Here is a 436-nt window from a genome sequence, read left to right as displayed (position 1 = left end):
GGCGTGCCTTTGGTGGTGAGGGCGAACAGACGCTGCGGCTGCGCGCTGGCGACAAACGCCGCGTAATCCGCATAGCGCTGCACGGCAGTGAACTCGTGATAGTCCAGTCCGGCGCGTCTCAGGCGTTTATCGTCCCAGGTGAAGCCCATCGGCTCAATGATATGCAGACTGAAGCCCGTGTTGGCGCACAGGCGGATAATATTCCCGGTGTTCGGCGGGATCTCTGGTTCGAATAACACGATGTTCAGCATACTGCCCCCTTACTTGCGGGGGGCAGAATAGCAGATATTTGGCGAACCCTCACCCTGAGGGAGAGGGGCGGCGTAAGGGAAAACGTGGAGAATTACGCGGCGTTATTCTGCTTCAGCGCATCGAAGGTCTGCAGCGCTTCGGCGTTCTGCACCAGCGAATCACAGCTGATTTCACGGATACTTTT

General features: G+C 57.8%; 1 protein-coding gene. It reads right to left on the bottom strand.

What is annotated here, in order from left to right:
- A partial coding sequence (locus FJV41_RS55875) for a TrmH family RNA methyltransferase (protein WP_281291679.1) occupies positions 1 to 251 on the bottom strand: 251 nt, incomplete at its 3' end.
- Positions 252 to 436 lie beyond the last annotated feature (185 nt).

Origin of the sequence: Myxococcus llanfairpwllgwyngyllgogerychwyrndrobwllllantysiliogogogochensis, assembly GCF_006636215.1 — a bacterium.
Classification (GTDB): Bacteria; Myxococcota; Myxococcia; order Myxococcales; family Myxococcaceae; genus Myxococcus; species Myxococcus llanfairpwllgwyngyllgogerychwyrndrobwllllantysiliogogogochensis.
This window is presented reverse-complemented; position numbering and strand designations above follow the sequence as displayed.